At 43.6% G+C, this 23350-nt stretch carries 28 protein-coding genes; 23 read left to right on the forward strand and 5 right to left on the reverse strand.

The features are described 5' to 3' along the window. Positions 1-11 precede the first annotated feature (11 nt). Together ACMH5P_RS09105 and ACMH5P_RS09110 are read left to right on the forward strand one after the other, a co-directional pair. Complete coding sequence (locus tag ACMH5P_RS09105) at positions 12-4331, forward strand: CusA/CzcA family heavy metal efflux RND transporter (RefSeq protein ID WP_459494067.1); 4320 nt, start codon at positions 12-14, stop codon at positions 4329-4331. After that, on the forward strand, positions 4324-5433 hold the full coding sequence (locus ACMH5P_RS09110; protein ID WP_459494068.1) for an efflux RND transporter periplasmic adaptor subunit: 1110 nt from the start codon (positions 4324-4326) through the stop codon (positions 5431-5433). The genes ACMH5P_RS09105 and ACMH5P_RS09110 overlap by 8 nt, the downstream gene beginning before the upstream one ends. Here ACMH5P_RS09110 and ispE read toward each other — a convergent pair. The 4 genes from ispE to ACMH5P_RS09130 form a co-directional block, all read right to left on the reverse strand. Next, on the reverse strand, positions 5430-6239 hold the full coding sequence (ispE, locus tag ACMH5P_RS09115; RefSeq protein ID WP_459494069.1) for a 4-(cytidine 5'-diphospho)-2-C-methyl-D-erythritol kinase: 810 nt from the start codon (positions 6237-6239) through the stop codon (positions 5430-5432). The genes ACMH5P_RS09110 and ispE overlap by 4 nt on opposite strands. A gap of 2 nt (positions 6240-6241) precedes the next feature. Further along, a complete protein-coding gene (locus ACMH5P_RS09120) occupies positions 6242-6997 on the reverse strand; it encodes a VWA domain-containing protein (RefSeq protein WP_459494070.1) in 756 nt (251 codons plus the stop codon). 233 nt (positions 6998-7230) lie between these two features. Continuing rightward, positions 7231-8094, reverse strand: a complete 864-nt coding sequence (locus ACMH5P_RS09125) for a hypothetical protein (RefSeq protein WP_459494071.1) — start codon at positions 8092-8094, stop codon at positions 7231-7233. Continuing rightward, a complete protein-coding gene (locus tag ACMH5P_RS09130; RefSeq protein WP_459494072.1) occupies positions 8094-8957 on the reverse strand; it encodes a DUF58 domain-containing protein in 864 nt (287 codons plus the stop codon). Before ACMH5P_RS09130 ends, ACMH5P_RS09125 begins: the two co-directional genes overlap by 1 nt. Positions 8958-9063: 106 nt before the next feature. On the opposite strand from ACMH5P_RS09130, the gene ACMH5P_RS09135 reads away from it, so the two are divergent. The 7 genes from ACMH5P_RS09135 (at position 9064) to ACMH5P_RS09165 (ending at position 14621) form a co-directional block, all read left to right on the forward strand. Then, a complete protein-coding gene (locus tag ACMH5P_RS09135; protein ID WP_459494073.1) occupies positions 9064-9390 on the forward strand; it encodes a DUF4296 domain-containing protein in 327 nt (108 codons plus the stop codon). Between the two features lie 3 nt (positions 9391-9393). Next, entirely contained in the window at positions 9394-10257 is an 864-nt protein-coding gene (locus ACMH5P_RS09140) for a glycerophosphodiester phosphodiesterase family protein (protein WP_459494074.1), read from the forward strand. 1 nt (position 10258) lies between these two features. Then, positions 10259-11779 (forward strand): GH3 auxin-responsive promoter family protein, encoded by a 1521-nt coding sequence (locus ACMH5P_RS09145; RefSeq protein WP_459494075.1) that lies wholly within the window; start codon positions 10259-10261, stop codon positions 11777-11779. Between the two features lies 1 nt (position 11780). Continuing rightward, a complete protein-coding gene (locus ACMH5P_RS09150) occupies positions 11781-12233 on the forward strand; it encodes a GatB/YqeY domain-containing protein (RefSeq protein ID WP_459494076.1) in 453 nt (150 codons plus the stop codon). Continuing rightward, positions 12234-13274, forward strand: a complete 1041-nt coding sequence (gene rlmN, locus ACMH5P_RS09155) for a dual-specificity RNA methyltransferase RlmN (RefSeq protein WP_459494077.1) — start codon at positions 12234-12236, stop codon at positions 13272-13274. It begins immediately after the preceding gene. Between the two features lie 3 nt (positions 13275-13277). Next, complete coding sequence (locus ACMH5P_RS09160) at positions 13278-13853, forward strand: precorrin-2 dehydrogenase/sirohydrochlorin ferrochelatase family protein (RefSeq protein ID WP_459494078.1); 576 nt, start codon at positions 13278-13280, stop codon at positions 13851-13853. Between the two features lie 159 nt (positions 13854-14012). Continuing rightward, positions 14013-14621: a transposase gene (locus ACMH5P_RS09165; protein WP_459494079.1), complete on the forward strand. Its 609-nt coding sequence runs from the start codon at positions 14013-14015 to the stop codon at positions 14619-14621. Positions 14622-14730: 109 nt separating this feature from the next. Here the strand turns inward: ACMH5P_RS09165 and fbaA are convergent, their stop codons facing one another. After that, positions 14731-15813, reverse strand: coding sequence for a class II fructose-bisphosphate aldolase (gene fbaA, locus ACMH5P_RS09170; protein ID WP_459494080.1), 1083 nt, complete (start codon positions 15811-15813; stop codon positions 14731-14733). Positions 15814-16609: 796 nt separating this feature from the next. Between fbaA and rplC the strand changes: the two genes are divergently transcribed. From rplC to rpsN, 14 genes are all read left to right on the forward strand, one after another. Continuing rightward, positions 16610-17227 (forward strand): 50S ribosomal protein L3, encoded by a 618-nt coding sequence (rplC, locus tag ACMH5P_RS09175; RefSeq protein WP_377974635.1) that lies wholly within the window; start codon positions 16610-16612, stop codon positions 17225-17227. 32 nt (positions 17228-17259) lie between these two features. Then, positions 17260-17889, forward strand: a complete 630-nt coding sequence (gene rplD, locus ACMH5P_RS09180) for a 50S ribosomal protein L4 (protein WP_459494081.1) — start codon at positions 17260-17262, stop codon at positions 17887-17889. A 37-nt stretch (positions 17890-17926) separates the two neighbouring features. Further along, entirely contained in the window at positions 17927-18214 is a 288-nt protein-coding gene (rplW, locus tag ACMH5P_RS09185; protein WP_315574829.1) for a 50S ribosomal protein L23, read from the forward strand. Positions 18215-18259: 45 nt separating this feature from the next. Beyond that, entirely contained in the window at positions 18260-19087 is an 828-nt protein-coding gene (gene rplB / locus ACMH5P_RS09190; protein WP_459494082.1) for a 50S ribosomal protein L2, read from the forward strand. Between the two features lie 3 nt (positions 19088-19090). Continuing rightward, positions 19091-19369, forward strand: coding sequence for a 30S ribosomal protein S19 (rpsS, locus tag ACMH5P_RS09195; protein WP_315574833.1), 279 nt, complete (start codon positions 19091-19093; stop codon positions 19367-19369). Positions 19370-19408: 39 nt separating this feature from the next. Beyond that, positions 19409-19783, forward strand: coding sequence for a 50S ribosomal protein L22 (rplV, locus tag ACMH5P_RS09200; protein WP_315574834.1), 375 nt, complete (start codon positions 19409-19411; stop codon positions 19781-19783). Positions 19784-19806: 23 nt separating this feature from the next. Further along, a complete protein-coding gene (gene rpsC / locus ACMH5P_RS09205) occupies positions 19807-20619 on the forward strand; it encodes a 30S ribosomal protein S3 (RefSeq protein ID WP_459494083.1) in 813 nt (270 codons plus the stop codon). A 44-nt stretch (positions 20620-20663) separates the two neighbouring features. After that, the gene (gene rplP / locus ACMH5P_RS09210) at positions 20664-21083 is read left to right on the forward strand and encodes a 50S ribosomal protein L16 (protein ID WP_377983482.1); all 420 of its coding nucleotides are present in this window, start codon (positions 20664-20666) and stop codon (positions 21081-21083) included. 40 nt (positions 21084-21123) lie between these two features. Further along, complete coding sequence (rpmC, locus tag ACMH5P_RS09215) at positions 21124-21315, forward strand: 50S ribosomal protein L29 (protein ID WP_377974644.1); 192 nt, start codon at positions 21124-21126, stop codon at positions 21313-21315. Between the two features lie 75 nt (positions 21316-21390). Then, complete coding sequence (gene rpsQ, locus ACMH5P_RS09220) at positions 21391-21648, forward strand: 30S ribosomal protein S17 (protein WP_459494084.1); 258 nt, start codon at positions 21391-21393, stop codon at positions 21646-21648. Between the two features lie 43 nt (positions 21649-21691). Further along, positions 21692-22060, forward strand: coding sequence for a 50S ribosomal protein L14 (gene rplN, locus ACMH5P_RS09225; protein ID WP_315574843.1), 369 nt, complete (start codon positions 21692-21694; stop codon positions 22058-22060). 42 nt (positions 22061-22102) lie between these two features. Continuing rightward, positions 22103-22438, forward strand: a complete 336-nt coding sequence (gene rplX, locus ACMH5P_RS09230) for a 50S ribosomal protein L24 (protein ID WP_459494085.1) — start codon at positions 22103-22105, stop codon at positions 22436-22438. A 46-nt stretch (positions 22439-22484) separates the two neighbouring features. Next, positions 22485-23039: a 50S ribosomal protein L5 gene (gene rplE / locus ACMH5P_RS09235; RefSeq protein ID WP_459494086.1), complete on the forward strand. Its 555-nt coding sequence runs from the start codon at positions 22485-22487 to the stop codon at positions 23037-23039. Between the two features lie 40 nt (positions 23040-23079). After that, a complete protein-coding gene (gene rpsN, locus ACMH5P_RS09240) occupies positions 23080-23349 on the forward strand; it encodes a 30S ribosomal protein S14 (protein ID WP_459494087.1) in 270 nt (89 codons plus the stop codon). Position 23350: the final 1 nt, after the last annotated feature.

The following is a 23350-nucleotide window of genomic DNA, read 5'->3' on the forward strand; positions in this document are numbered from 1 at the left end:
AAAAACACATTATGATTAATTCCATTATTTCATTCAGTATACGCAACAAATTAGTTGTCGGGCTATTTGTTTTAGGCCTCATCTTTTGGGGAGGTTATTCCCTAAGCAAGTTGCCCATTGATGCCTTGCCGGACATTACGTCCAACCAGGTACAAGTGATTACGCAGTCCCCGGCACTGGCTGCCTCTGAGGTGGAGAAGTTCATTACCTATCCCTTGGAAATCTCGCTACGAACAATTCCCAATGTCAAAGGGATTCGTTCCGTTTCCCGCATGGGCCTCTCCATAATTACTGTCGTCTTTGACGATGCCGTTGCGATGGATGTGGCGCGCCAACAAGTCTCTGAAAAGCTAAAGGGCGCGGAACCTTATCTGCTTCGAGGTGCCGGTGTGCCCGAGATGGCTCCGATCACCACGGGACTTGGAGAGTTTTTTCAATATACCTTGGAAGTGGATCCTGATTTCAAAGATCAATACTCGCTTGCCGATCTTCGGACTTACCAAGATTGGATCGTCAAACGCCAATTGTTAGGTATTCCTGGTGTCGTGGAAGTGTCTTCTTTTGGGGGTAACCTAAAGCAATACGAAGTAGCAATTAATCCGGAGCGCCTCCGTGCCATGCACGTGACGGTCAACCAGATTTTTACGGCACTCGAAAATAACAATTCCAATTCCGGCGGTAGCTACCTTGAAAAAGGCACCGATGTATATTTTATCCGGACGGAGGGTATGTTGAGTAGTCTAGCAGATGTTGAAAACGTCGTCGTTGAACAACGTGGCCCGGCCGGAACTCCCATTCGCGTGAAAGATGTCGCCACCGTGCAATTCGGGAAAGCAGTACGATATGGCGCAATGACCCGAAATGGGGAGGGTGAGGTAGTTGGCGCCGTGATGCTTTTACTCAAAGGAGCAAGCGCCAATGAAGTCGTGAAAGATGTCAAGGTTCGCATGGAGGAAATCCAAAAGACCATGCCGCAAGGGATAAAAATTGTGCCTTTTTTAGATCGAAGTGTTTTAATCGGAAAGGCTATTTCGACTGTTGAGAAGAACCTTATCGAGGGGGGCTTAATCGTCGTTTTCATTCTGGTTTTACTACTTGGTAATTTACGTGCAGGTCTCATTGTGGCATCTGTCATTCCGCTTTGTTTGCTATTTGCCTTTGCCATGATGAACATTTTCGGGGTTTCTGCGAACTTGATGAGTTTAGGAGCCATCGATTTTGGCCTAATCGTTGATGGGGCTGTGATTATCGTGGAGTCGATTATTCACCGACTCCATGCGCACAAAAAAGGGGAAATGCTCTCTCAACACGAGATGGATGAGGAAGTGGGGATTTCTGCCAAAGCCATTTTCCAATCCGCGGCTTTCGGGGTCATCATTATCCTAATCGTCTATTTCCCAATCATGGCCTTAGGAGGTATCGAAGGAAAAATGTTCCGTCCGATGGCCCAAACCGTGAGTTTTGCGATTATCGGCGCCTTGATTCTTTCCTTGACCTATGTTCCCATGGCTTCGGCATTGTTTTTGAGCAAGAAAATTGATCATCAGGTGACCATAGCCGATCGCATCATGAATAGTCTTTTCAGAGGCTATAAGCCCATGGTGGATTGGGCATTTGCCCGACCGAAATTTGTGGTGCTTGCGTCATCGGGCCTATTAATCGCGAGCATCGGTTTATTTACAACACTTGGTGGGGAATTTATCCCGGAGCTGAATGAAGGGGATTTTGCGGTGGAAGTAGTTCTACCGACCAACGCCTCCTTGAGCCAAAGTATCCATGTGAACATAGAAGCCCAAAAGCTTCTCATGAAGAAGTTTCCCGATGAGATTAAACAAGTGGTCTCTCGGATTGGAGCATCTGAAATTCCAACGGACCCGATGGGAATTAATGCTTGTGATCTATTAATCATCCTGAAAGAGCCATCCGAATGGAAAAAAGCATCGAATATGGAGGATTTGGAGGTACAAATGGATGAGGAACTCAATGCATTTCCGGAAGTCAATTTCGAATTTACGCAACCCATTCAAATGCGCTTCAACGAATTAATCGCTGGAGTTAAGTCGGACATCGCCATAAAAATCTTTGGGGAAGATCTTGGCTTGCTCTATGAACACGCGACCGAGGCCGCTCGCCATATCCGTAAAATCGAAGGCGTCGGGGATATCAAGGTGCAGCAGATTGATGGCATTCCTCAATTGGTAGTCAAATTCAACCGGGCTAAATTAGCCCAATACGGATTGGATGTTCAGTCAATTAACCAATTAATCAAGACCACGTTTGCTGGGGAGACGGCGGGAATCGTGATGGAAGGGGAAAAACGATTTGATTTGGTCGTTCGGATGGATTCGACGCACCGACAAGACATTCAAAATCTTCGTGAATTGTATGTTGAACTGCCGAATGGGGGGCAAATTCCTTTGCAAGAGGTCGCCGAGGTTGATTTTGAGAATGCACCGGTGGAGGTATCTCGGGACGATACACACCGACGAATAACCATCGGAATCAATGTTAGAAATCGTGATGTGGAAAGTGTCGTAGCCGACATCCAAAAAGTCATGAAGGACAAGGTTGTTTTACCTGCGGGATATTACACCACCTATGGAGGAACTTTCGAAAACTTACAAGCTGCTAAATCGCGTTTGGCTTTGGTTGTTCCCGTTGCCTTGGTTTTGATTTTTGTACTTCTATTCTTTACTTTTCAGTCATTTATGGAGGCATCTATCATTTATTTAGCCATCCCACTGTCGGCCATAGGAGGTATCTGGGCACTTTGGTTGCGCGGCATGCCCTTCTCGGTTTCTGCCGGAATTGGATTTATCGCCCTGTTTGGAGTTGCGGTTCTGAACGGCATTGTGCTATTGTCTTTCTTTAAGCAATTGGCCGACGAAGGGCTTTCGGTCGAAGAACGACTGCAAAAGGGTTTAGCCCTGCGCTTCCGCCCTGTGATTATGACTGCAGCGGTAGCTTCTTTGGGTTTCTTGCCGATGGCCTTAAGTACCTCACCCGGCGCGGAAGTTCAACGACCCTTGGCTACGGTGGTGATTGGAGGTCTGATAACAGCCACCTTCCTGACATTGGTTGTTATTCCGGTTGTTTATTCCATTTTGATGGGCCGGAAGGAACGAAAGGCTAATGCCGCGTCAACGGGTTTATTGGTACTCCTCGTTATGGGGCTAAGTCAAATTCCGGCGCAGGCTCAAAAGCCGAAAATGAACTTGAATCAGTGTATTGAGCAGGCTTTGGCTAAAAATAGTCTTATTCGTTCTGGGGGCCTCGAGGTAGAGACCGCTCAAACACTTATTGCAACAGGACGGGAATTGCCGAAAGGGACCTTGGATTTTCAATATGGGAAAACCCAGACCTATTTCAGTAAAGACTATACTGTCATTGCGAATCAAAGTATTCCATGGCCAAGTTTATTAACCGCTCAGGTCAATGCGCTCCGGTCACAGAAAATGATTGCCGAGAAACGCTTGAATCTCACGAAAAGTTTAGTTGCCGCGAGTGTGAAATGGTATTATTACCAGCTAGTTGTCCAACAAAAACAGGCCACTTTCCTCAAACAACAAGATAGTTTATACGTTCAAATGCGTCGTGCCGCGAGTTTGAAATACAAGGAGGGGGAAACAGGTAAGTTGGAATTTGTTGCCGCGGAGGCTCGTTTACGGGAGTTTCAGCAAAAGCAGGCGGCTTTGGAATTGGACATGAAAGCCAACTATGCACAATTAGCGTATTGGATTAACCAACCCACACCCTTTGAAATTTCCGGGACAGAATCGATTACCCTGAGTCTTCAAAAAGGCAAGGATATCGCCAACATGCCCGCTTTGCGATTGTATGATGAGCAAATTCAACATGGGAAATTATTAACGGATGTGGAACGGCAAAAACTACTTCCCGATATTCGAATTGGGGCAGTCACGCAAAGCATTGAGAATTATTCAGGCCAGAATTTTGTACAGGCCGGGATTTCCATTCCCATCTTTGCCAAAGCCCAAAAGGCACGGATCAAAGCCGCGGAACAAAATGAGCTCCTTTTGGTAAGTCAAAAAGATCAAGGCATCGCCGCGCTGAGCGCTGAATTATCGAGTCTCTTTCTTCAATTGGAGAAGCATTTGAATGGAATAAATTACTACCAACAAACCGGATTAGCGCAAGCAGCGTGGTTGGAGTTAACGGCCTTGAAGAGTTACCAACAAGGCGAAATCGAATATGTAGAAGTCTTGCAGAACATGCAACAGGCTTGGCAAATTCGCGAACAATATTTACAGGAAGTATTGGCTTATAATCAGTCAATCGTACAAATTGAAACCATCTTAGGAAATGAATAAGTTCATTATTATCGTATCTGCCATCGTATTGGCCAGTTGTGGCAAGGAGGCAACCACTGAAACAACGACAGCAAAACCAGCTATCAAATTGACAGCTGAACAGAAACAAAATGCCGGAATTGAATTCGGTAATTTGGAGGAAAAAGAAATGGCTGAAAGTATTTACTGCACGGGATTAGTGGATGTCCCTCCTTTGTCCATGGCATCCATTTCTTTACCCATCGCAGGTTATGTAAAATCGACCATTGAAGTATTGCCGGGGAAGCAGGTATCGAAAGGTCAGGTTTTGGCATCGATAACCAGCATGGAATACATCCAAATGCAGCAAGAATATTTACAGGCACAAAGCCAGATGAATTTGTTGACGGCGGAGCGAGCACGCCAGCAAGTTTTACAGGATGAAGAGGTTGGTTCAAAAAAGAAGTTCCAACAAGCGGAGGCGGAATTAGGAAATTTGCAGACCCTATCGCGCGCTTTGGCTATGAAGCTAGAAATCTTAGGCTGCGACATGAAGGCCTTGGCCCAGGGAAAAATGAATGCTAATTTGACTCTTAAGTCCCCGATTGATGGCTTTATTGAAGATCAAAGCTTAGCGATTGGGAAATACATAACTCCCACGGACGTATTAGTGAAAGTAGTGGGTGTGGCACATAAGCACGTTGAATTGAAGGTTTTCGAACGGGACTTATCAAAAATTAAGATTGGCCAAACAATCGATTTTGAAGGCGATGGAAATAAGTCGACCGGTAAGGTATTTTTAGTAGGCAAGCAGGTTGATATGAGTACGCGTTTGACACCCATTCATGGGCATTTTTCCATTGAGGCTGATGAGCAGAATTTCACGGTCGGCCAGTTTGTGAATGCCGCGATTCAAGTAGGTTCTCAAAAGGTATTGACGATTCCACAATCCGGATTAGCGCGTGTGGGTAAGGGTGGATTTATCTATGTGGAAAAGACGGACGGCACCATGGCCCAAATCCCGGTGGAGGTTCGTAGTGCAAATCAAGAAATGGTCGGGATTTTGCCCACTAAAGCCCTACCCGAAGGAAAGGTTGTTGTTCGAGGTGCATCAGCCTTGGAGGCGATTTTTGCGAAAGACTAAGGAAGAAAGCCTGACCAAGTTGCATAGCCATCCCATGCTTCTGGTATGGGCGTGGCGTTTTCGAAAATACCGAATAGCGTAGACCCAGACCCGCTCATCGCAGCATACTGAGCACCTAGGGCATATAGTTCCTCTTTAATCGTAACTAGAGTAGGATAGGACGGGAAGAGACTATTTTCAAAGTCATTTGAAATGGTCTCTTTCCATGTTTCGATGGGTTTTGCCAAAGCCTTTTCCCAATTTTTCTTTGCTTTTTTAGGCTTTATACCCGCATAGGCTTCTTTGGTTGATATACCAAAGTTGGGATAAACCATCACCAGGAATTTTCCGGAAAGATTCAAATCGATTGGATGAAGGATATCGCCTTTTTCTGTACCGATTTGCGCTTGAGGTGTAAGGAAAAAGGCGCAGTCACTTCCGAGTTGTTGGGCAAACGGGATTAAATCCGCATTAGTCAGAGGGAGCTTAAACATATCTCGTAATCCAAGCAGGGTGAAGGCGGCATCTGCAGATCCACCCCCCAAACCGGCTCCCATGGGAATCACTTTATGCAAATGAATGTGTACGGGGGCTATTTTATATGCTTTTTGAAGTAATTGAAAGGCGCGGAAGCATAGATTATCCTCTAATGCACCGGATATACTCAGTCCGGATGTGCTAAATTCGAATGTAGTGCTGGGTGTTATTTCCAAGATATCTGACCAAGGTACGTGGTAAAAACAGGATGTCAAGTTGTGAAATCCATCGGCACGTTTTTCGGTGATATAGAGGCCAATATTGATTTTGGCGTTTGGGAATAAAATCATGATTAGTCTTCGAGTGAGTTACTTACGCCGATTAATTTCAGCAGGAGGTTGATGAAGAAAAGTATAAAGGCCAGTTGGTAAAAAACAGGTGCAGCAGATTCATGTTCTACTTCCCGAATGAATAATTTTCGAGATTTTTCCATCAAATCGATTTCCTGAAAAATTTGTCTCAAGGTTTCTTGGTCCGTAGCTCGGTAAAAATGCCCCTGAGATTGTTCCGCTATCATGCGTAGGGTACTTTCGTCAACCGGATCTAGGTTCGCCTTTGTACTACCTACCGCGATGGTATAAACTTTAATTTTAAAGGTTTTGGCTAGTTCGGCGGAAGTCATCGGGTCCAAATTTCCCGCTGTATTATTTCCGTCACTGATCAAGATAATGATTTTCTTGGGGTTGGCTTCCTCCCGTATTTGATTGATACACATACCCAAGGCATCCCCAAGCGCCGTGCCCTCCTCAGAAATTTGTTGGCTAGCTAAATTTTGAATGGCATGCGCTAAAAAACTGGTGTCTGTGGTGATGGGACTCGCTAAATAAGGTGCTCCCGCAAAAGCGACTAAGGCAATTTGGTCGTATTCCCGACCGAAAATGAACGCGCGCGCCGTTTTTTTAGCAATCGCAAGACGAGATGGCAATACATCTTTACTCAACATGGAGGATGAAACGTCCAGGCCAATCGCGATATCGACCCCCTCCTGTTGGATCCTCGTATGGAACTTCGATTTATAAGGGTCTGCTAATGCAATGATAATGCTCATCAGACATAGACTTAGCACTGTGTCGGGTAAAAAAGTCAGAAACCGTACGAGTTTATTTTGCTTAAGTGGGGTCTTAAAGGACAAGACTACTCGGTTTTGACTTTTTCTTTTAACCAGAATGCGAATTCCAATGATTAGCAAGGGAAGCGGAATCAAGTACAGGTAAAATTCATTTTCCCACGAATAGGAGAAAATGGATTTTAATTGCTGCCATGAATAGAGGAGATTGAATTTCATGATCGCTTGACTTCGTTGTTGATTTTCGCCCTTTCTTGATTGTATGCGGTCTCAGCGATTTCGAGAAGAACCTTGATCGCTTCGAGGGTATTGGAAGAAAAGTTTCCTCCATAAATGGCAGAATCTACTTCTTGTAAGGTCTTCTCTAGGCGCTTGTCGGGCAGGTTATCCACCATCTCTGTCGTTGTAAATGTCGCAAAAGGGATGTCGGTCAGTCGCTCCAAGTAGTTTTTCCACAGTGCGGTAGCATTTTCCAAATTTTGTAGGCCTTTCGTGGAATTTGAGATATTTCGCATAAGTCGTTGATACGCTCTACGAAACTCTAAATTTTTCCTCCAAAGCAAGTAAAGTTTAATCCCCTGTCTGATTCGTTTTCCAAGCAACCAATAGATTAATCCAGCGACGATCAAAATGCTAATCGCACCCATGGCAAGGTTTTTTAAATCGGGTTTCGGTTTCAGTGGGCTGATGGGAATGGATTGGATCAGCGAGTCAATCTTGATCGAGCTTGCGTTTGGCAAAAGGCGTTTCAGGTATATCGTATCTGCCGGAGGCGCTACCAAGGTGCAATCTTGTTCCGTTTGCAAGGCAACAGGAATTCGTAGCGTCTGAAAGTCTCTGATTGAAAATTGCTGGAAAGTATATACCGCCGAATCAATGCTGATTCCTTTTTCGTTTGTTTTAGTAGGGAAATATTCTTTTTTAATGGGCTTAAATATCCCAAAACTCTGCTGTACTCCTGGGAAGAAAATTTCTTGGGAGGGTTTGTGCGCCACACGTAACACATAGTGGATATCTTGGCCAATTTTGGCAGAATCCTCTAAAAAGCGTCCTTGTAGTTGTATGGATTGCTCTTGCATTATTTCCGCACGTTAAAAAGTTTGACCAACGCGGGCACGAAGTCTTCGCCTGAACGAATCGAAACATAATCCGCTTGCCATTGCTTACAAAGATTTTTTAATGCCGTGAGATCTGAGACATTCTCTCTGAGCTGTTCGCGAAATGCACTAGATGAGGTATTCACCCAAGTCGTTTGGCGTCTTTCAGGGTCATATACTGGAACAATCCCCATTTTGGGCAACTGAATTTCCAAGGTGTCTTGTATGTGTATGACAACTAAATCATGTTTCAATGCAAGAGCCCGAAGCAGGTCTTGGTAATTTTCGTCAATGAAGTCCGATAAGACAAAGACAAGACTCTTTCTTTTGAGCGCCTCCAAAGTGAATTTAAGTCCGGCTTTTAAGTCGGTCCCCAAACTCACTGGCGCGACTTTGAAAATCTCTGTGATGGCCTTATACCCATGTTTTTTACCCGAACCCGGTGCCATGAATTTTTCAATTTGATCCGAATAGGCGCAGAAACCAATATGTCCCGCCTCTTGCATCGCCGAAAATGCGAGCACACCAGCAACTTCTTTGAGTGTATTGAGTTTGCTTTGTTGGCGTTTACCTACTAGCTGTGATGCACTGACGTCTAATAAGAAGAATACCGTTTGTTCTTTTTCTTCTTTGAATAATTTGACGAAGGTGCCATGACCTTTTGCCGTGGTATTCCAGTCGATGTGGCGAACATCGTCACCATAATGGTATTGCCGAAGGTCATTAAATTCCAATCCCGACCCCTTGAAGATCGAGGAGAAGTTACCATGCATTTGGGTATTAATCGCTTTGCGAATGCGAATTTCCAACTGAACGATACGAGAAAGGAATGATCGAATATCCACTTCTTTTTGCTGTAATTTAGCGTTAGAATCTCGCTAAATTACCGATTTTTTGAGCACTTTGGATGAAAAGCGAGAAAAGCTTTCTAATTTGTATCAAATTTGGATTATGCGATTTTTAATCATTATTGTCTTGTTGGCTTGTTGGAGTTGCTCGGATTCGAAACCTTCGAATCGGCTTCCTGAAGATCAGATGGCTGAAATTTTGGCGGATATTCATTTAGATGAGGGGAAAATTAGTTCCATGAATATTGTTAGTGCGGACACCTCGGTTATTTTGTACAATCGTTTGGAGCGCGCGACCTTAAAGCGACATGGAGTAGACTCGACGGCCTTCGCTCTGAGTTTCGCTTCTTATGTCCAGGAGCCCAAAGATTTTATTGATTTGTATCAAAAGGTAAATGCGGCTTTAGCCAAAAAACAGCAAAAGCGTTAATCAATGAAATTCATCGTAGGCTTGCTTTTCATCAGTTCATCCATCATGGCACAAATTCCATTTATACAAGGTCACCGAGGTTGCCGGGGTTTATATCCTGAAAATTCAATACCTGCTTTCGAGCATGCCCTCAATCTGGGCGTCCGCGTCTTGGAAATGGACGTTTGCCTATCAGCTGATGGGCAAGTCGTGGTTAGTCACGAGTCATACATGAATGCTCGTTATGCGAGTCATCCAAGTGGAAACCCTGTTTTGAAAGAGGAGGAAAGTCGATTGAATTTATACCAAATGCCCTATTCGGAGATCAAAAGGTTCGATGTGGGAAGTCGGGGAAATGCGTCATTCCCGGAGCAAAAGAAGGTGTCTACGTATAAACCCTTGTTATCAGAAGTTCTGGCCTTGGGCGAAACATTTCGGAAAAAGACTGGCGAGGCTATTTATTATAACATAGAAATCAAGTCGGAGCCAAGCGAATACGGTCATTCACAACCAGCAAGCATTAAGGATTTTTCGGATCGCGTACAGCGCGTCATTCGTGCACACGTGGCCAATCCCTTCATCATTCTTCAAAGTTTTGATTTCGCCGTATTGGCCTATTATCACCAAGTATATCCCGAGGTACGCTTGTCGGCGCTCGTTGAATCCGAGTCCCCACAATACACCTTGGATGTGTTAGGGTTCACTCCGGCCATATTCAGTTCGAGTTATCAATATTTGACTCCAGAAATGATTCAGTTTTGCCATTCCAAAGGGATGCAAGTGGTTCCATGGACGATTAATTCGACGGAAAAGATGCAACAATTTGAGGCATGGGGTGTGGATGGAATTATCACAGATTACCCAAACAGAGCTCCCAAGATTCGTTAATATGTCCTTGTTCAACGAGACTTTATTGTGGTTTATGAAGCGGCGAATGCCGCGGATCGAGGCGATTTACAATCGGCCTTTGGACTTGCAATATGAGGGTTTGAGCCGATTAATCTCAGAGGGCCGCAACACAGAATGGGGGCAGAAATATGGCTATGATGATTTTTCGTCCTATGAGACCTTCCGTCAGCGGGTGCCTATTTCGACCTACGAGGAGATGTTTCCTTATATCGAACGAATGATGCAGGGCGAGCAACAAGTCCTATGGTCCACGCCGATTCAATGGTTTTCCAAATCCTCTGGCACGACCAATGCGCGAAGCAAGTTTATTCCTGTTTCCAAGGAATCCTTGGAGGATTGCCACATGATGGGGGGCAAGGATATGATTACCTTGCTGATTCAAAATAAGCCTGAGACGAAAATATTTGAGGGCAAAGGCTTGTCGATCGGAGGTAGCTTGACGACAGATTCGATGAACTCGCGGATGTTAATGGGAGATGTTTCGGCGGTGGTCATGAAGAACTTGCCAATTTGGGCACAGATGATTCGGACGCCTTCGTTAGACGTAGCCTTGATGGGGGATTGGGATCAGAAGATTGAAAAGATGGCCTTGGAGACATCCCAAGAGAATGTGACGAGTATTTTGGGGGTTCCGACATGGACCTTGGTGTTGATTGAAAAGATTCTGGAAATCACAGGCAAGAAGAGTATATTAGAAGTTTGGCCGAATTTTGAGTTTTTGGTGCATGGTGCGGTGGCCTTTGGTCCTTACCGGGATTTATTTCAGAGCCATGTTTTCCCATCTTCGGAGGTTCGTTTCCTGGAGATTTACAATGCTTCGGAGGGATTTTTTGGGATACAGGATGATTTGAGCCGACCGGATGAGATGCTATTGATGTTAGATTATGGCATTTTCTATGAATTTATTCCGATGCATGAGAGTGGGGAGGAGCTGGACTCGATTGTGTCTTTGGAACAGGTTGAGTTGGGCGTGAATTATGCGGTGGTGATTACAACGAATTCGGGATTATGGCGTTATAAGATTGGTGATACGGTTCGATTTACCTCATTGAGTCCTTATCGAGTGAAGATATCGGGTCGGACAAAGCATTTTATTAATGCATTTGGCGAGGAATTGATTATCGAAAATGCCGAGCAAGCGATAGCTAAGGCTTGTCGGGCAAGCGATGCTGAAATCAAGGATTACACGGCGGCGCCGGCCTATATGGATGGGGGAAAGCGTGGAAGTCACGAATGGGTGATTGAATTTTCGCGTGCGCCAAAAGATTTGCGTACCTTTGCGGCGGTGTTGGATGAAACCTTGCGTGCGAGCAATTCGGATTATGATGCGAAGCGTTCGTATGATTTGGTTTTAGGCCCTCCTCTGATTCATGACGCTCCGGAAGGTACATTTTATGCCTGGATGCGGAGTCGGGGAAAATTAGGGGGTCAGCACAAGGTGCCTCGTTTGAGTAATCACCGCGAATTTTTAGAAGGAGTTTTGGCTCATATAAATCAATAACATGGCTTTAAAAGAAACAATTGAGGCAGGCATCAAAGATGCGATGCGGGCAAAAGATGCAGATCGTTTACGTGCGTTGCGTGCGATTAAATCGATGATATTATTGGAGGAGACCTCGGGCTCGAACGCGGATGGCCTTTCGGCGGATGCGGAGATGAAGATTTTGATGAAGGCGGCTAAACAGCGCAAAGATTCATTAGATGTATATTTGACACAAAATCGTCCGGATTTGGCGGAAAAGGAACAAGCGGAGCTTTCGATTATCGAGGAATTTTTGCCGAAGCAATTAACGGAGGCGGAGTTAACGGAGAAAATCGCAGCCATCATCGCACAGGTAGGGGCGACTAGTCCGGCAGACATGGGGAAAGTGATGGGTGTCGCTTCCAAGCAGTTGGCCGGTTTAGCCGAGGGCAAAGCGATCTCAGTGAAAGTGGGTGAATTATTGAAGAAATAAATGGTAGTGACGAAACGAGCGATTCGGAATTTGAGTTTGGATGCGTTGAAGCAGGAGATGCTTCAGCACGGGGAGCCTGCGTTTCGCGCGAAACAGGTTTATGAATGGATTTGGAAAAAGTCGGTCCGCTCATTTGAGGCCATGGCGAATATCCCCAAAACCACACGTGAGTGGCTGGAGGTTGAATTCGATTTACAATGTGTGAGCACGGCAGAGATGCAGGTGAGTACGGATCGTACGATTAAGTCGAGTTTTGCATTGCACGACGCGCATTTGATTGAGGGGGTTTTGATTCCCACACGGGAGCGAATGACGGCTTGTGTTTCTTCGCAGGTAGGATGTTCCTTGACCTGCAGTTTTTGTGCGACGGGTTACATGGACCGGAAGCGGAATTTGGAGGCCTTTGAGATCTATGATCAGGTGGTATTGATACGTGACCAGGCGCAGGAGAAATATGGAATTCCGTTGACCAATATTGTGTATATGGGAATGGGGGAACCCTTGTTGAACTATGCCAATGTGTTGAAGTCGATTGAGATGATTACTTCGCCGGAAGGATTGGGGATGGCTTCTCGTCGGATTACGGTGTCGACGGCCGGGATTGCGAAGATGATTAAGAAATTGGGGGATGATCAGGTGAAGTTTAATTTGGCATTGTCGCTACATGCGGCGAATGATGTGAAGCGGAATCAGATTATGCCAATCAACGAGTCGAATACCTTGGAGGCGCTTTCGGAGGCATTGAGGTATTTTTATGAGAAGACGGAGAATGAGATTACCTTGGAGTACATCATGTTCAACAAGTTCAATGATTCGGTGGAAGATGCGAAGGAGTTATATGAATTTGCGCGCCACATTCCTTGTAAGATTAATATAATCGAATATAACCCGATTAAGCAGGCAGATTTTGTGAATGCGGAGGCGGATGCCTTGGCGAAGTTTACGGCATATCTGGAGTCGAAGAAGATGATTGTCAATGTCCGTCGTTCGCGTGGAAAGGATATTGATGCGGCTTGTGGTCAATTGGCAGGCAAAAAGTAAGACATGAACGAGTTATTCCCTATTTTCTTGAAATTGGACCGACTTAATACCTTGGTCGTTGGGGGAGGAAATGTTGCCTTGGAAAAGGTGTCGGCCTTATTGCGCAATTCGCCAGCGGCCCGTGTGACGATGGTGGCTCCGATGTTTCGGGAGGATACCTTGGTATTTTTAAAGGATTATGCGCAGGTGGAGATTTTGGAGCGGGGATTTGAGTTATCGGATTTGGAGGGTCGGGATTTGGTGATTTGTGCGACGGATAATCGGGCATTGCATGAGGGGATTAAGGAGGTATGTTCCCAGAGGCATTTGTTGTGTAATGTGGCGGATACGCCGGATTTATGCGATTTTTATTTGGGGTCGATTGTTCTGAAGGGCGATTTAAAGATTGCGATTTCGACGAACGGGAAGTCGCCGACTTTGGCGAAACGAATACGTGCGTTTTTGGAAGATGTGATTCCGGAGGAGATACAAGAAAGTTTGGAGGGGATGGAGGCAGTTCGGAAGACCTTGAAGGGGGATTTTCAGGCGAAGATTCAAGCCTTGAATGAGTTAACCAAAGATTTGATCTTTCGAAAATAGCTCTGATTTACCTTTGGCAATCCTCCCCGGTTTGCCAAAGGTAGAGGTTATTTCTTCAATTAAGTTTGCGAAAACTCTGATTATCAGATATTTGATAAAATATATTTGATGTAAATTCTTATTGATTTAGTGAATAGATTTGGAAAAGATCTTGCCACTATGTCACAACTCGCACATTATTTGACTCGATTTGAATCGGGAAATTTCTATCATATTTATAATCGCGGAGTTGATCGAAAATTGATTTATAAGACTCGATCAAATCATTTGTATTTTATGCGGTTATGGCAGCGTTATCTTAAGGGATATTTGGATGTTATTTCTTACTCCTTGAATGCTAATCATTTCCATTTTTTAGTTCGCGTGCCTCATTTTGACAAAGTTCAATTTGGGAGTAAATCCGCGCATGAACTTATTTCAGAAAGATTGAAGAAGCTCTTTCGCACATATGCATTAGCGTTTAATCGAAACCATGGAAGAACGGGTCCATTGTTTGATGGACCTTACAAGCGTGTTTTGGTGGAGGATAGCCGGTATCTATCTTATTTGGTGCAATATATTCATGTTAATCCGGAGAAGAATAGGCTGGTTTTGGATTTCAGGACTTTTCCTTGGAGTTCATATAAATTTATTTTGTCACCTCGGAAATCAATTGTGGATCGAGCTTTTGTTTTGGAATGGTTTGGAGGAGTAAGTGAATTTATATTATTTCATAAGAAAGAATATCAAGATGTAGATATTCGCCAATATCTATCGGAGGATGAATAAATTTCAAATTTCATTACGCTACCTTTGGCAAACCGGGGAGGATTGCCAAAGGTAAAGAGATAAAAAAAGGGCTGCAAACGCAGCCCTTTTTGTTTGAGTCAGTTTAAGACTACAAGTATTGATTTGCGTTCGTTGCGTTAAGGTCTTCGAAAGCAGTCTTTAAGCGTGTGATTAAGGTCTCTTCGCCTTTACGTAACCAAACACGTGGATCGTAATATTTCTTGTTTGGAGAATCGTCACCTGTAGGGTTACCGATTTGGCCTTGCAAGTATCCTTCGTTTGCTTTGTAGAAATTTAAGATACCTTCCCAGAAGGCCCATTGTGTATCTGTATCGATGTTCATTTTGATGGCACCGTAAGAAAGGGCTTCGCGGATTTCTTCGCGAGAAGAACCTGAACCACCGTGGAATACGAAGTTGATTGGTTTTTCAGCATCTAAGCTATATTTTTCTTTGATGAATTCTTGTGAGTTCTTCAAGATGACAGGTTGTAATTTAACGTTACCTGGTTTGTAAACACCGTGTACGTTACCGAAAGCGGCAGCGATGGTAAAGCGGTGTGAGATTTTGCTTAATACTTCGTAAGCATAAGCAACTTCTTCCGGTTGGGTATATAATTTAGATGAATCTACGTCTGAGTTGTCTACGCCATCTTCTTCACCACCGGTAACACCTAATTCGATTTCTAGGGTCATGCCCATTTTCGACATGCGCTCTAAATATTTTGCGCAGATCTCTAAGTTTTCTTCCAAAGGCTCTTCCGACAAATCGATCATGTGAGACGAGAATAAGGGTTGGCCTGTCTCAGCGAAGAATTTCTCGCCGGCGTCTAGAAGTCCGTCGATCCAAGGTAAAAGTTTCTTTGCACAGTGGTCAGTGTGTAATACGACTTGAACGCCATAGGCTTTTGCCATTTGGTGAACGTGGTAGGCACCTGAGATAGAACCCGCGATGGCAGCAGCTTGATTTTCGTTTGAAAGGGACTTTCCTGCGTAGAAAATTCCACCACCGTTTGAAAACTGAATGATTACGGGAGAGTTAACGGCTTTTGCAGTTTCTAGAACGGCATTTACTGTATTTGTACCTGTAACGTTAACAGCTGGAAGGGCAAACTGATTTTTCTTAGCGATTTCAAAAAGCTCTTGAACCGCGTCTCCATGCAATACTCCTTTTTGAGTGGATAAACTTGACATAATGATTTTTTTTCTTGGGAAATAAATATAAAGTACCTGATTTTCAGCAAGTAATGGCCAAAAATACTAAAATAAGTTCAATTTCAAGGTATGTGTATGGGAAAAATACAATTTTAGTAATCAGTGGGCAGTAGTTAGTAGTCAGTGGCCAGTGATCAGTAGTCAGGATTATTAGTTATTTTTTTTTGAAGGGAGAGATATCTATTTCCAAATTAGAAATGGCCATTTAACCTATGTGCACAAGTTAGCCTTTTAACAATAGATGTGGAATTCATTTTTATCAATGATCAATAATTATCCTGACTACTGACTACTGATCACTGGCCACTGACTACTGGCCACTGCCCACTGATAACTGAATACTGTTTTCCCCCTAATCCCCTGATTTTCAAAATATTTTTACACTACCTATTGCACGTGTTATTTTTTTCTGTACCTTTGCACTCCCGTTCGACAAACGCAGTTTTCAATTCCGAAAGAGGTTGGCAGAACTTCTCGAATTTATTTTAAACACAAAAATGCGGGTCGAAACAGGGTTTAAATTGAGGTAAGCTCGATTTTTGTGTCAGAACTGGTATTGGTTAGTACAAGTTGAATGCCCAACGTATTAATTGAATATTAAGCTACACAGAGTGATTTTCACTGTTATCCACAGTGGCTCCACTTTGTCGCCTTATACCAATTCTGCTTTTTATTTAATGTGATTCCTATATCGTTGCGAAACGATTTTGAATAAAAGTCTTACAACAAGCCTCGATCGCCTTGTAAGCATATTTTCTAATAAATATAAAATATTATGTCTGGAATTATTGGTAAAAAAATCGGAATGACCAGCCTATACATGGAAGACGGACGCTCTGTCGCATGTACGCTGATTGAAGCCGGACCTTGCGTGGTAACGCAGGTAAAGACCGTTGAGAAAGAAGGCTACAATGCCGTTCAAATCGGTTATGGTGAGAAGAAGGATAAGCACACAACAAAATCTTTGTTGGGTCACTTCAAGAAAGCAAACACAACTCCAAAGAAAAAGCTTGTTGAGTTTCGTACGTTTGAGCAGCCACTCGCATTAGGGGATGTTTTGACGGTTGAAATGTTAGAGGTTGAGACTTTTGTTGACGTGGTGGGAACATCGAAAGGTAAAGGTTTCCAAGGTGTTGTAAAGCGCCACGGATTTGCCGGTGTAGGTGGACAAACACACGGTCAGCATAACCGTGGTCGTCACCCAGGTTCAATTGGTGCGTGTTCATTCCCATCTCGTGTATTCAAAGGTTTGCGTATGGCGGGTCGTACAGGGGGTAATCGTGTGAAGGTTCAGAACTTACAGGTTTTGAAAGTTTATCCAGAGAAAAACCTTTTGGTTGTATCGGGATCGGTACCAGGAGCAAAGAACTCATACGTAATCATTGAAAATTAAAATTCGGGCATAGCCTATAGACATTCTGAAGTATGGAATTATCAGTATATAACATCGCAGGAAAAGATACCGGAAAGAAAGTAACCCTTTCTGACGAGATCTTTGGAATCGTTCCAAACGAGCATGTGGTTTACTTAGATGTGAAGCAATATTTAGCTAACCAACGTCAAGGAACTCACAAAGCGAAGGAGCGTGCAGAAGTTTCACGTTCAACTCGTAAGTTGAAGAAACAAAAAGGTACAGGTGGCGCACGTGCGGGTTCAATGAAATCGCCGTTGATGAAAGGTGGTGGTCGTATTTTCGGTCCACGTCCACGTGATTACCATTTCAAATTGAATAAGAAAGTTAAATCATTGGCTCGTCAATCAGCGTTAGCTGCAAAGGCACAGTCGGGAGATATCGCTGTTTTGGATACTGTATCATTTGATGCACCAAAGACAAAGGCATACTTAGCGATGTTGAAGGCTCTTTCTTTGGACAACACAAAATCGTTGTTGATCACAAATGAAGTTGACAAGAACGTTGTATTGTCTGGACGTAACGTACCGAAAACAAAGGTTTCGAATGCGGCTGACGTAAATACATATGATTTGGTGAATGCATCGAAATTGTTAATTACGGTGGATGCGATCCAAAAAATTGAGTCAACATTTAGTAAATAATTTGCGGGACTTCGGTTCTGTTTAAACGAAATAAACAATGGGCATTATTAAACGTCCGGCCTTGACTGAAAAGTCGCAAGCCATGCAAGAAAAAGGCAAATACGTGTTTGTGGTTGAATTGACAGCAAACAAGATTGAAATTGCCAAGGAGGTTAAGAAAATGTACGGAGTGGATGTACAAGATGTACAAACGATGCGTCAGATTGGAAAAGTAAAGTCCAAGAGCACACGTACAAAGGTTACTTCAGGACGCACGTCAACTTACAAGAAGGCGATCGTTACGGTAGCAGCGGGAGAAGTGATTGACTTCTACCAAGGAATTTAATAAAAATAATTAAGGGGGTTCATCCCGATAAATTGAACTAATTAAATGGCAGCAATTAAAAAAATTAAACCAACAACTCCAGGACAGCGTCAGCGCATTGCGCCAACGTTTGAGGAGATTACTACGGACAAGCCGTATAAGCCCCTTTTGGAGCCTATTAAGCGTACGGGTGGTCGTAATGCGGATGGTCGTCGCTCGATGCGTTACATCGGTGGTGGTCACAAGCGTCGTTACCGTGTGATTGATTTTACACGTGCGAAATTTGATGTACCTGCAACTGTTTTGACAGTTGAGTATGATCCAAACCGTACATCACGTATTGCTTTGATCGAATATACGGATGGTGTTAAGACGTATATCTTGGCTCCAGCAGGTATTCAAGTAGGTCAAACGGTTATTTCAGGAGAGAAAGTTGCTCCGGAAGTAGGAAATACATTGCCTTTGGCAAACATCCCTTTGGGTACTTTGGTTCACGCGATTGAGTTGCAACCAGGAAGAGGAGCTGAGATGGCTCGTTCGGCTGGTACGTATGCTCAATTATTAGCTCGTGATGGAAAATATGCTACGTTGAAGTTGCCTTCAGGTGAGATGCGTATGGTATTGGCTCGTTGTTTAGCGACAATTGGTACGGTATCTAACTCGGATCACATGAACGTGAACTTAGGAAAAGCAGGTCGTCATCGTTGGTTGGGTCGTCGTCCACGTGTTCGTGGTGTTGTGATGAACCCAGTTGATCACCCAATGGGTGGTGGTGAGGGTCGTTCTTCAGGAGGTCACCCACGTTCACGTACTGGTTTATTGGCTAAGGGTAAGAAAACTCGTAATCCAAAGAAAAACACAAATCGTCTTATCATCAGTAGAAGAAAAAAATAGTAGATGGCACGTTCACTAAAAAAAGGTCCTTACATTGATTACCGCCTTGATAACAAGGTTCAAGTTATGAATGATTCTGGCAAGAAGTCAGTAATCAAAACTTGGTCAAGACGCTCAATGATTTCTCCAGATTTCGTTGGTCACACATTTGCGGTTCACAATGGTAACAAGTTTATCCCAGTTTATGTAACTGAGAACATGGTAGGTCACAAATTGGGAGAATTTTCTCCGACGCGTAACTTCCGTGGTCACATTGCGAAGAAAGACAAAGGTAAAAAGTAAAAAGGGTGACCCTCGGGTCCTGTAATCAGATATTGTAAAATGGAAGCAATTGCTAAATTAAGAAATGTTCCTACGTCACCACAGAAGATGCGTATTGTCGCAGATATGGTACGTGGACAGAAAGTATCCAAAGCGTTGGGTATCTTGAAATTTGAGCCCAAAGTTGGTGCGAAGGCTATCGAGAAATTATTGCTCTCAGCCGTTTCTAACTGGCAAAACAAGCATGTGGATGCTAAAATTGAGGAGGCTGACTTGTTTATCAAGACGATCTTCGTAGATGGAGGTGCTTCGATCAAGCGTTTACGTCCAGCTCCGCAAGGACGTGGACACCGCATCTTGAAGCGTTCGAATCACATTACCCTCGTAGTAGCTTCTTCGGCAGCTCCTATCTTGGAAGAAACAACAGCAGAATAATTAACTATTAGATAAAACAAGAAATGGGACAAAAAATTAACCCCGTTGGATTAAGATTAGGTATCGTAAGAGGTTGGGATTCTAACTGGTACGGTGGCAAGACATTTGCTGATAAGCTTGTTGAAGACGAGAAAATCAGAAAATACGTAGCAGCTCGTATTCCAAAGGGATCTATCTCTAAAGTTATTATTGAGCGTACCTTAAAGCGCATTACTTTGACAATTAACACGGCTCGTGCGGGTGTGGTTATCGGTAAGCAAGGTGCTGAGGTAGACAAGGTAAAAGAAGAGCTAAAAGCGATCACAGGAAAGGATGTTCAAATTAACATCTTTGAGATTAAGCGTCCAGAAATCGATGCGAAATTGATCGGTGAGGCGATTGCTCAACAATTACAAGCTCGTATTTCATTCCGTCGTGCGATGAAGCAAGCGATCGCGTCAGCGATGCGTGTAGGTGCACAAGGTATCAAATTGAAATTGTCTGGTCGTTTGGGCGGTGCGGAAATGGCACGTTCAGAAGGATATAAGGAGGGTCGTATCCCATTGCATACATTACGTGCGGATGTGGATTATGCGATCTCAGAAGCGTTAACTGTTTACGGAAAGATCGGTATCAAGGTATGGGTATTCCGTGGTGAAGTTTTCGGAAAGCCAGATTTGTCTCCAAATGCGAACATGGGCTTGCAGTCTACAGCTGCGGATTCTCGTCCAGGTGATCGTGGTGGTCGTCCAGGTGACCGTGGTGGTCGTGGTCGTCGTGACGGAGATCAAGGAGGCGATCGTAACAAGGCAGGTGGTCCAGGTGCCGGTGGTCGTGGACGTGGTGGAAAACGCTAATTGCCTAAAATAAATCAAGAAATAGATATTAGACTTTTAAGAAGATGTTACAACCAAAAAGAACCAAATTTCGTAAGTCCCAAAAAGGCCGCGTAAGAGGTGTTGCCACACGTGGGCACGAAATTGATTTTGGATCATTCGCTATTAAATCGTTAGAGCCGGGACGTATTACAGCACGTCAAATTGAGGCTGCTCGTATTTCGGTAACTCGTGCTATGAAGCGTGAGGGCCAAGTTTGGATCCGTATTTTCCCTGACAAAGTAATTACGAAGAAGCCTGCAGAGGTTCGTATGGGTAAGGGAAAGGGAGCTCCAGAGTATTGGGTAGCGAACGTTCGTCCAGGAACTATTTTGTTTGAATCGGCGGGTGTACCGTTAGCGCTTGCACAAGAGGCATTGCGTTTAGCCGCACAAAAATTGCCGATGCGCACGAAGTTTGTCGTACGTAGAGATTATTCAGAATAGGTTTTAAGCCATTCGGTTTAAACATCCAAATAGCATTGTTATGAAAAACGCAGAAATAAACAAATTAGGAGTAGACGAATTGAAGAAAGCCATTGCGGCAGAGCAAGAGAACTTGACTCGTTTGAAATTGGCTCACGCCATTTCACCGATCGAGAATCCGATGCGTATTCGTGAAACTCGCCGTGTGATCGCGAAGTTAGAGACAGCTCTTACAAAAGCGGTTAACGCATAATAGTAAAATTAATTTTAATAGACCGTGTCGATATAAGGCTCATGGTCAATTGTTTAACAAGTTAACAAACCAACGATGGAACAGAGAAATCTAAGAAAGGTAAGGATTGGGAAAGTAGTTAGTGATAAGATGGATAAATCAATCACATTAACTGTTGACCGTAAAGTAAAACACCCTTTGTACGGCAAGTTCGTACAGAAAACAACTAAGTTGATGGCACACGATGAGAACAATGAGTGTGGTATCGGAGATACAGTGAAAGTGATGGAAACGCGTCCTCTTTCAAAAAATAAGCGTTGGAGATTAGTCGAAATTATCGCTAAAGCGAAATAAGACCCTCTTGTTATTCAATTTTAAAATTTAAAGATCAAAGATAATGTTACAGCAGGAATCAAGATTGGGTGTAGCGGATAATTCTGGAGCAAAAGAAGTTTTGGTAATTCGCGTATTGGGCGGTACTGGTAAGAGATATGCTTCTATTGGCGATAAAATTGTCGTTTCAGTTAAATCAGCTCTTTCTTCATCAAATATGAAAAAAGGTACGGTTTCTCGTGCGGTAGTTGTTCGCACGAAAAAAGAAATTCGTCGTAAGGATGGTACATATATTCGTTTCGAAGATAACGCAGCCGTGTTATTGAACGCGAATGATGAGCCAAGAGGAACACGTATTTTCGGGCCAGTTGCTCGTGAATTGCGTGAGGCAGGTTTTATGAAAATCGTTTCCTTAGCCCCTGAAGTTTTATAAGAAAGATGACATATTGGGTTAACCAATAGAACGAATCATACAATGGAAAAGAAAATTATCAAGCAAACAAAATTGCACATCAAAAAAGGTGATACTGTGATGGTTATCGCTGGTAACGCCAAAGGTAAAACCGGTGTCATCAAAGAAGTGATCACGGAGAAATCTCGTGCTATTGTAGAAGGTGCTAACCTTCAAACAAAACACGTTAAGCCGTCTGCGAGCAACCCACAAGGTGGCATCGAGAAGCGTGAAGGTTCGATCCACATCTCTAACCTAATGGTTGTTGAGAACGGAAAGCCAGTACGTACAGGACGTAAGTTGAACGAGAAAGGTAAATTACAACGTTACTCAAAAGCAACAGGTAAGTTTATCGCATAATATAAGAATGTAAAACGTGGGTCGGAAATCCACAAAATAGAAGAACATGGCAGTACCTAGATTAAAAGAGCGTTATTTAAAAGAGGTTGTACCTAGCTTGAAAACGAAGTTTGAGTACAAATCAGTAATGCAAGTTCCTAAGATTACGAAAATTGTAATCAACAAGGGTGTTGGAGCAGCAGTATCCGACAAGAAATTAGTTGACGTTGCAGTAGAGGAAATTACTCAAATCGCTGGTCAAAAGGCGGTAGCAACGATCTCTAAGAAAGCGATCTCAAACTTTAAGTTACGTGAGAACATGCCGATTGGTGTGAAAGTAACTTTACGTGGTGATCGTATGTATGAGTTTTTGGATCGTTTAACTACGGTTTCTTTGGCTCGTGTACGTGACTTCAAAGGTGTTTCAGAGAAGGGTTTCGATGGCCGTGGTAATTATACGTTAGGCGTGAAGGAGCAAATTATCTTCCCAGAAATTTCAATTGACAAAGTATCTAAAATCTCTGGTATGGACATCACATTTGTGACGACTGCACCCACAGACGAAGAGGCTTACGCTTTATTAGCAGCAATTGGAATGCCTTTTTCAAATATTAAAAAATAATTGCCGCAAGGCTTCATAACCCCTTTAAAATTTTTACAAAATGGCTAAAGAGTCAGTAAAAGCAAGAGAAAGAAAACGCGAAGCAACCGTTGCTAAATATGCAGCGAAGCGTGCAGCTTTGAAAGCAGCTGGAGATTACTTAGGTTTAGATAAATTGCCTAAAAATGCATCTCCAGTGCGTTTACACAACCGTTGTAAATTAACAGGACGTCCTCGTGGATACATGCGTAAGTTCGGTATTAGCCGTGTTACCTTCCGTGAAATGGCTTCAAACGGTTTGATTCCAGGTGTGACTAAGTCAAGCTGGTAAG

Source organism: Aquirufa sp. 5-AUSEE-100C1 (assembly GCF_054558655.1).